Annotated in this window: 5 protein-coding genes and 1 pseudogene; 2 read left to right on the forward strand and 4 right to left on the reverse strand. The window is 70.5% G+C overall.

Annotated elements, in window-relative coordinates; all coding sequences use genetic code 11:
• Positions 1 to 11: 11 nt before the first annotated feature.
• A pseudogene (locus tag ABTZ94_RS18395) lies at positions 12 to 292 on the reverse strand (zinc-binding dehydrogenase); the annotation flags it as partial.
• 16 nt (positions 293 to 308) lie between these two features.
• Positions 309 to 1,517 (reverse strand): NAD(P)-binding protein, encoded by a 1,209-nt coding sequence (locus ABTZ94_RS18400; protein WP_351202097.1) that lies wholly within the window; start codon positions 1,515 to 1,517, stop codon positions 309 to 311.
• A gap of 110 nt (positions 1,518 to 1,627) precedes the next feature.
• Between ABTZ94_RS18400 and ABTZ94_RS18405 the strand changes: the two genes are divergently transcribed.
• A complete protein-coding gene (locus ABTZ94_RS18405) occupies positions 1,628 to 2,305 on the forward strand; it encodes a pentapeptide repeat-containing protein (protein WP_351202098.1) in 678 nt (225 codons plus the stop codon).
• A 15-nt stretch (positions 2,306 to 2,320) separates the two neighbouring features.
• Here the strand turns inward: ABTZ94_RS18405 and ABTZ94_RS18410 are convergent, their stop codons facing one another.
• The gene (locus ABTZ94_RS18410; RefSeq protein ID WP_351202099.1) at positions 2,321 to 2,818 is read right to left on the reverse strand and encodes a hypothetical protein; all 498 of its coding nucleotides are present in this window, start codon (positions 2,816 to 2,818) and stop codon (positions 2,321 to 2,323) included.
• Positions 2,819 to 3,154: 336 nt separating this feature from the next.
• Here ABTZ94_RS18410 and ABTZ94_RS18415 point away from each other — a divergent pair, with 336 nt between their 5' ends.
• Positions 3,155 to 4,564, forward strand: a complete 1,410-nt coding sequence (locus ABTZ94_RS18415; protein ID WP_351202100.1) for a M1 family metallopeptidase — start codon at positions 3,155 to 3,157, stop codon at positions 4,562 to 4,564.
• 25 nt (positions 4,565 to 4,589) lie between these two features.
• Here ABTZ94_RS18415 and ABTZ94_RS18420 read toward each other — a convergent pair whose 3' ends face one another.
• Entirely contained in the window at positions 4,590 to 6,170 is a 1,581-nt protein-coding gene (locus tag ABTZ94_RS18420; protein WP_351202101.1) for a M4 family metallopeptidase, read from the reverse strand.
• Positions 6,171 to 6,384: the final 214 nt, after the last annotated feature.

Consider the following 6,384-nt stretch of genomic DNA (forward strand, 5'->3'; position numbering starts at 1 on the left):
TCCTGGCCGGGTTACGGGACCAGGACGGCCTTGCCCATCACCCCCCGGGTCTCCAGGGCGCGGTGGGCGGCAGCCGCTTCGGCGAGTGGGAAGCGCTGGACCGTGGGGCGGAGCCGGCCGGGGAGGGTGCAGTCGACGGCGAGGCCGGCGCCGTTCGCCCGGACGGCGGCGACCTTGGCGGGGCCGCCGGTGAGGCCGGTGACGGTGGCCCCGGTGTCCTTGGCGTACCGCACGATCAGGCGCCGATGCCGCCCGCGGCTGCGGGAACGATGACGGTCGATTCGGGGCCGAGCGACCACCCGCCGACCTCAAGCCTGCTTGAGGTCAAGCCCCGTCGTGGAGGTGCGGGGGGTGGTCCGGTTCTCGGAAGCCTTGAGGGCGAGCAGCGCCGCCTCCATTCCGCTGTTGAACGACACCTCGCTGAGCAGTCCTGGCGCGGCGACCTGGTCGCCCGCGAGGTAGATGCCGTTGCCGCGGTCGATGGCGGGCCGGTCGCGCCAGGTGGTGCCGGGCCGGTCGACCGCGCCGGTGCGGCCGGAGGCGAGGGCCTCGCGCCGCCATACGGTGCGCCCGCGCCAGCCCGGGCAGCCGAGGTCGAGCAGCTCCTCGGCGCGGGAGATGCCGATGGCCCTGGACTCACCGGGGGCGAGGGGGAACTGCCCCTGGACGAGCTGCTGTCCGGCGGGTGCGAGGGTGCGGTCCTGGGCGGTGAAGCGTTCGATCCAGCCGGGGGCGTCGAGGTCGGACACGGCGAAGGCGTCGCCGCGCCGGGTGCGCAGGGCCAGGTCGATCAGGGCGGTTCTGCCGCTGTCCCAGGCCAGTGAGGGGTCGCGGAGCAGGGTGCGGGCCGCGTCGAGGGAGGTGGCGACGATCACCGGGCCCTGTCGGGTCAGGGTGTCGAGGGTGTCGGTGTCGACGCGCGCCGCCGTCTCGATCCGGACGGTGAGGTTCCAGGCGCGGGCCGCCATCCGGTCGATGACCTGGGCCCAGCCGCCGACGGGGTAGCGGGCCTCGGGCGGCAGCGCGGCGGCGCGGCGCAGCCGTTCCTGGACGAATGCGGCGGAGAGCGCACCGGGGTCGTGGTGGTAGAGCGCGACGGCGGCGTAGTGCGCAGCCGCGCGGGCGCCCGCCTCGCCGACCTGTCCGGTGGCCCACGTGTGGAAGTCGGTGTCGACGGGGGCCTGCTCGGCGCTGCGGCGGGTGAGGCGGAGGAGGGCGAGGGGCGGGGTGCGGCGCAGGGTGCCGCCGAGGCGGAAGCGGAGCCGGGCGCCTTCGAGGGGCGGGAGGGTGGCGACGGGGCCCAGGAGGTTGCGGCGGTCGAGCCAGGTCCAGTGCGGCCCGCGACGGTAGAGGGCGTGGGGTCCTTCGTTGGTGCGGTACGGGCCTTCGGCGGTCCTGGCCCGTCCGCCGAGGGTGTGGTGGGCCTCGTGGACGGTCACCAGGGCGCCGGACTCGGCGGCGGTGATCGCTGCGGTGAATCCGGCGAGGCCGCCACCGATGATGTGGATGCGCTGCATGGTCCCGGTCTCCTTCGCTGAAGGGCGCTGTCGTGTACGGGACGGCCCACGGGCGGCGTTTGTGACATCGGCGAGGGGGCGTTGTCAGTGGGGTGGGTCACGATGGGGGCATGGCACGCAGCAGCAGGAAGACGGACACGATCGCAGAGGCACGGCGGCCAATGGTGCGGCTGCCGTCGCTCGTGCCGTACGACGGGGAGGGACTGGAGCCCGACGGGGACTACGACGGTGTGCGGTTCGAGGGGACGGATCTCGCGGACGAGTCGGGTCCGGGGGCCCGGTTCATGGACTGCGCGTTGGACGGCTGTGCACTGGACCGTACGGAGCTGGTCAGGGCCCGTTTCATCGACTCGGTGCTGACGGGCGTGCGGGGTGTGGGCACCGATCTCGCGGGGGCGTCGCTGCGCGATGTGGAGGTGGTGGACGCACGGCTGGGCGGGGTGCAGCTGCACGGTGCGGTGCTGGAGCGGGTGCTGGTGCGCGGCGGGAAGATCGACTACCTGAATCTGCGGAAGGCGCGGTTGAAGGACGTGGTGTTCGAGGGCTGTGTGCTGTCCGAGCCGGATTTCGGGGATGCGCAGCTGGTGCGGGTGGAGTTCCGTGACTGTGTGCTGAAGCGGGCCGACTTCAGTTCCGTACGGATGGAGTCGGTGGACCTGCGGACGGTCGCGGAGTTGGACATCGCCCGCGGGGTGGAGCGGCTGGCGGGTGCGGTGATCAGCCCGGCACAGCTGGTGGAGCTGGCTCCGGCGTTCGCGGCGCAGATCGGGGTGCGGGTGGAGGCGTAGCCCGCCGGGGCCGGGTCAGGTACGGGGGAAGCGGGCCTGGAGGTCCCAGATCACCGGGTTGTCGGCGAGCCCTTCGTGCATGTCGGCGAGGTCGGCGATCAAATCGTGCAGGAAGTCGCGGGCCTCGCGGCGCAGCAGCGAATGGTTGAAGGTGAGCGGGGGCTCGTCGCCGGGCATCCAGTCGGCCTCGACGTCGACCCAGCCGAAGCGGCGCTCGAAGAGCATCCGGTCGGACGACTCGGTGAAGTCCAGCTCGGCGAACTGCCGCCGGTGCGAGCGGTTGCCGCGCGGGTCCTGGTCGATCTGCTCGACGATGTCGCACAGCGCCCACGCGAAGTCGAGCACCGGCACCCATCCCCAGGCTGTGGACACTTCGCGGTCCGCCTTGGTGTCCGCGAGGTAGACGTCCCCGGAGAACAGATCGTGCCGCAGGGCGTGGACGTCCGCGCGGCGGTAGTCGGTCTGTGGGGGATCGGGGAAGCGTCGGGAGAGGGAGTAGCCGATGTCGAGCACAGTTCGATGGTGTCATGCCCGGTGACGGGGGGCCGACACGATCGGGTGGGGCCCGGCGGCGCGGGCCCCGCGAGTCCGGAAGGACACGCCCTGAGAGCCTGCCGGGTGACCTCTGATCGGGCGGACGCGGCGTGGCACGCACGCTTCCGGCGTTGCCGAAATGGCCTAGTAGCTCCTTCCCCAAGCTCTCAAGGAGCAGGGGAGACCCCATCCGAGGCCATCCCGGCGCCTTGGAATCGCACGCACCACGCCGCGTCCGCTCTCCGATCGAAGGTCACCCGACACGCCCTGAGGAGGCAACCGCTGCTCCTTCGGACAGCCTTTAGGATCCCCGGTGTGGATCAGCGAACATCTGTACGCCACACGGGACGCGCCGCTGCTCTCGCCCTGCTGGTTCTGACGGCCTCCACAGCCTGCACCGGCGGTGTCGAAGGCACCCCCGGCGCCGCCGGTCTGCGCGACCCGTACTTCCCGAAGCTCGGCAACGGCGGCTACGACGTCACGCACTACGACCTCGCCCTCGACGTCGACCCGGCCTCCCACCGTCTGCGCGGCACCGCCACGATCACCGCGCGCGCCACCCAGGACCTCAGCTCCTTCAACCTCGACCTCGCCGGGCTCACCGTGCAGTCCGCGACCGTCGAGGGCCGCCCGGCCGCGGTCAACCGGGCGGGCCACGAGCTGACGCTGCGCCCCGACGCCGAGGTCGCGAGCCGGCTCCGCAAAGGCAGGACGTTCCGTACGGTCGTCAGCTATTCCGGCTCCCCGCAGACCCTCACCGACCCCGACAAGTCGAAGGAGGGCTGGCTGAGGACCGCGGACGGATCGGTCGCGCTCGGTGAACCGACCGGTTCCATGGCGTGGTTCCCCGGCAACAACTATCCGAGCGACAAGGCGTCGTACGACATCACCGTGACCGTTCCCAAGGGCCTGACGGCCGTCTCCAACGGTGAGCCGGCATCCCGCAGCGTCTCGGGCACCACCACCACGTACCACTGGCACATCGCCGAACCGATGGCGAGCTATCTCGCGACGGTCGCCATCGGCCGTTTCGACACGAAGACGTCGACCACCCCGGACGGCATCAAGGTGTTCACGGCCGCGGACACGGCGGTGGCGGCGGACAGCGCGCGGATTCTCGCCCGGATTCCCGAGGTCGTGAAATGGGAGGCGGAACGTTTCGGCCCGTACCCCTTCTCCACCACGGGCGCGATCGTCGAGCGTCCCGGAGACGCCGGATATGCGCTGGAGACCCAGAACCGGCCGTTCTTCCCGGGGCCGCCGGATGCCGGACTGCTCGTCCACGAGATGGCCCATCAGTGGTTCGGGGACTCCGTCACGCCCGAGAGCTGGCGGGACATATGGCTCAACGAGGGCTTCGCGACCTATGCGGAGTGGCTGTGGGGGGACGACCAGGAGGGCAACCCGGTCCGGAAGCGGTTCGACGCCGCCTTCGACGATGACGACAACTGGTCCTTTCCGCCTGCCGATCCGCCGACCGCCGCGGACATCTCGCGGGCGCCGGTGTACGGGCGCGGGGCCATGGTCATCCACAAGATCCGGCAGGCCGTGGACGACGACAAGCGCTTCTTCGCGCTCGTCAGGGGCTGGACGAAGGCCCACCGGCACGGCAACGCGTCGACTGCCGACTTCACCGCCTATGTGGAGAAGACGACCGGTCAGGATCTTACGGAGCTGTGGAACACCTGGCTGTACGGCAGGAGCCGGCCCGCCTCGAAGGGCTGACCGGCTCCCGCGTACAGCAGTGGGGTTACTTCACGTTGACGCCGCTCCAGGCGGCGTCGACGGCCGCGAGCTCGGCGCTGTCCGCCCCGTACAGGTCGGTCGCCGCCTTCTCGGTCGCCGTGCGGGCGGCCGCGTAGTCGGTGGACGACGTCATGTACTCGGAGAGGGCCTTGTACCAGATCTGGACGGCCTTGTCCCGGCCGATACCGGTGACCGTCGAGCCGTCGATGGTCGGGGAGTCGTAGTCGACGCCGTTGATCGTCTTCGCGCCGCTGCCCTCGGACAGCAGGTAGAAGAAGTGGTTGGCGACGCCGGAGGAGTAGTGCACGTCGAGGTCGCCGACGCTGCTGTCCCAGTAGTCCGCGGAGCCGCCGTCCTTGCTCGGCTTGTCCATGTAGCGCAGCGGGGTGCCGTCGCCGTTGATGTCGATCTTCTCGCCGATGAGGTAGTCACCGACGTCCGTGCTGTTGTCGGCGGCGAACTCCACCGAGGTGCCGAGGATGTCGCTGGTCGCCTCGTTCAGGCCGCCGGACTCCCCGAAGTAGTCGAGGTTGGCGGTGGCCGCGGTCAGGCCGTGGCTCATCTCGTGGCCCGCGACGTCGAGAGCGGTGAGGGCGCTCTTGTTGCCGGCGCCGTCGCCGTACGTCATGCAGAAGCAGCTGTCGTCCCAGAACGCGTTGACGTACTCGTTGCCGTAGTGGACACGGGAGTAGGCGGCCTTGCCGTCACCCGCGATGCCGTCGCGGCCGAACTCCGACTTGTAGAAGTCCCAGGTCTTCGCGGCACCGTAGGCAGCGTCGACGGCGGCGGTCTGGCGGTCGCTGCCGGTGCCGTCGCCCCAGGTGTCGTCGTCGTCCGTGACGAGGTCACCGGTGCCGCTCTCGCCCTGGTTGAGGTCGTACGTCTTGTGGCCGCCGCGGTCGCCGTCGGTCAGCTCGAAACCGGAACCGGCCGCGGTGGTCGTCAGGTCGACCTGGCCGCTGTACTGGCTGTTGCCGACGCCGGTCTCGATCGCCTCGTAGCTCTGGAGCTTCTTGCCCGTGGTCGCGTCGGTGATGATGTGCAGCCTGCTCGGCGTGCCGTCCTTCTGCACCCCGGTCTTCACGGTCTCGAAGGCGAGGACGGGCTTGCCGCCGCCCGCCCAGATCACCTTCTGGGCCGCGGCCGCAGTCTTGATCTTCGCCACCGTCGACGGCACGGATATCCGGGCCTTGGTCGCCTTGGTGACGCCCTTGAGCTTTCCGCTGCGGGCGGTGTGGGTGACGAGGTCGCCGCCGATGACCGGGAGCCCGGCGTAGGTGCGCTCGTAGCGGGTGTGGACGGTCCCGTCGGCGTCCTTGATCACATCACGGGCGATCAGCTTCTCCTGGCTGCCGAGCCCAAGGGAGTCGGCGGTCGAAGAGGCGTCGGACTGCGCCGACTTGATGGCGGCGGTGCGCTGCGAGGCGCTGTTCGCACCGAACGGGACGGTGCTGCGAGAGGCGGAGGGGCCGTCATTGCCGTTGTCCGGCGCGGCGTTCGCCGCACCGGTCTGGACGCCGACGACGACCATCGCGGCCACGGCGGCCAGGGCTGCGGCGCGACGGGTGTTCATGTGGGGGGTCATGCGTTCTCCGTTGCTCGTTCCGTGGGGGGTTACGAGCGGAGAGCGTGCCACCGAATGACCAACATTGACGGTGTACTAACAAATACCTCACATTTCTTTGACTACTTCTTGTCCGAATGGGATGCGCTCGTGTCCACTATTCGGCGGACTCCGGCAGCTTGTGCAACACCGCGCGGACAGACGGGAGCCCCCGGCCGCAGGAGATGCGGCCGGG

The organism is Streptomyces sp. NPDC002785 (genome assembly GCF_040295565.1).
GTDB lineage: Bacteria > Actinomycetota > Actinomycetes > Streptomycetales > Streptomycetaceae > Streptomyces.

Coding starts and splice junctions, on each gene's coding strand:
- ABTZ94_RS18400 (WP_351202097.1), bottom strand. CDS start 1,517: ATGCAGCGCATCCACATCATCGGTGGCGGCCTCGCCGGATTCACCGCA.
- ABTZ94_RS18405 (WP_351202098.1), top strand. CDS start 1,628: ATGGCACGCAGCAGCAGGAAGACGGACACGATCGCAGAGGCACGGCGG.
- ABTZ94_RS18420 (WP_351202101.1), bottom strand. CDS start 6,170: ATGACCCCCCACATGAACACCCGTCGCGCCGCAGCCCTGGCCGCCGTG.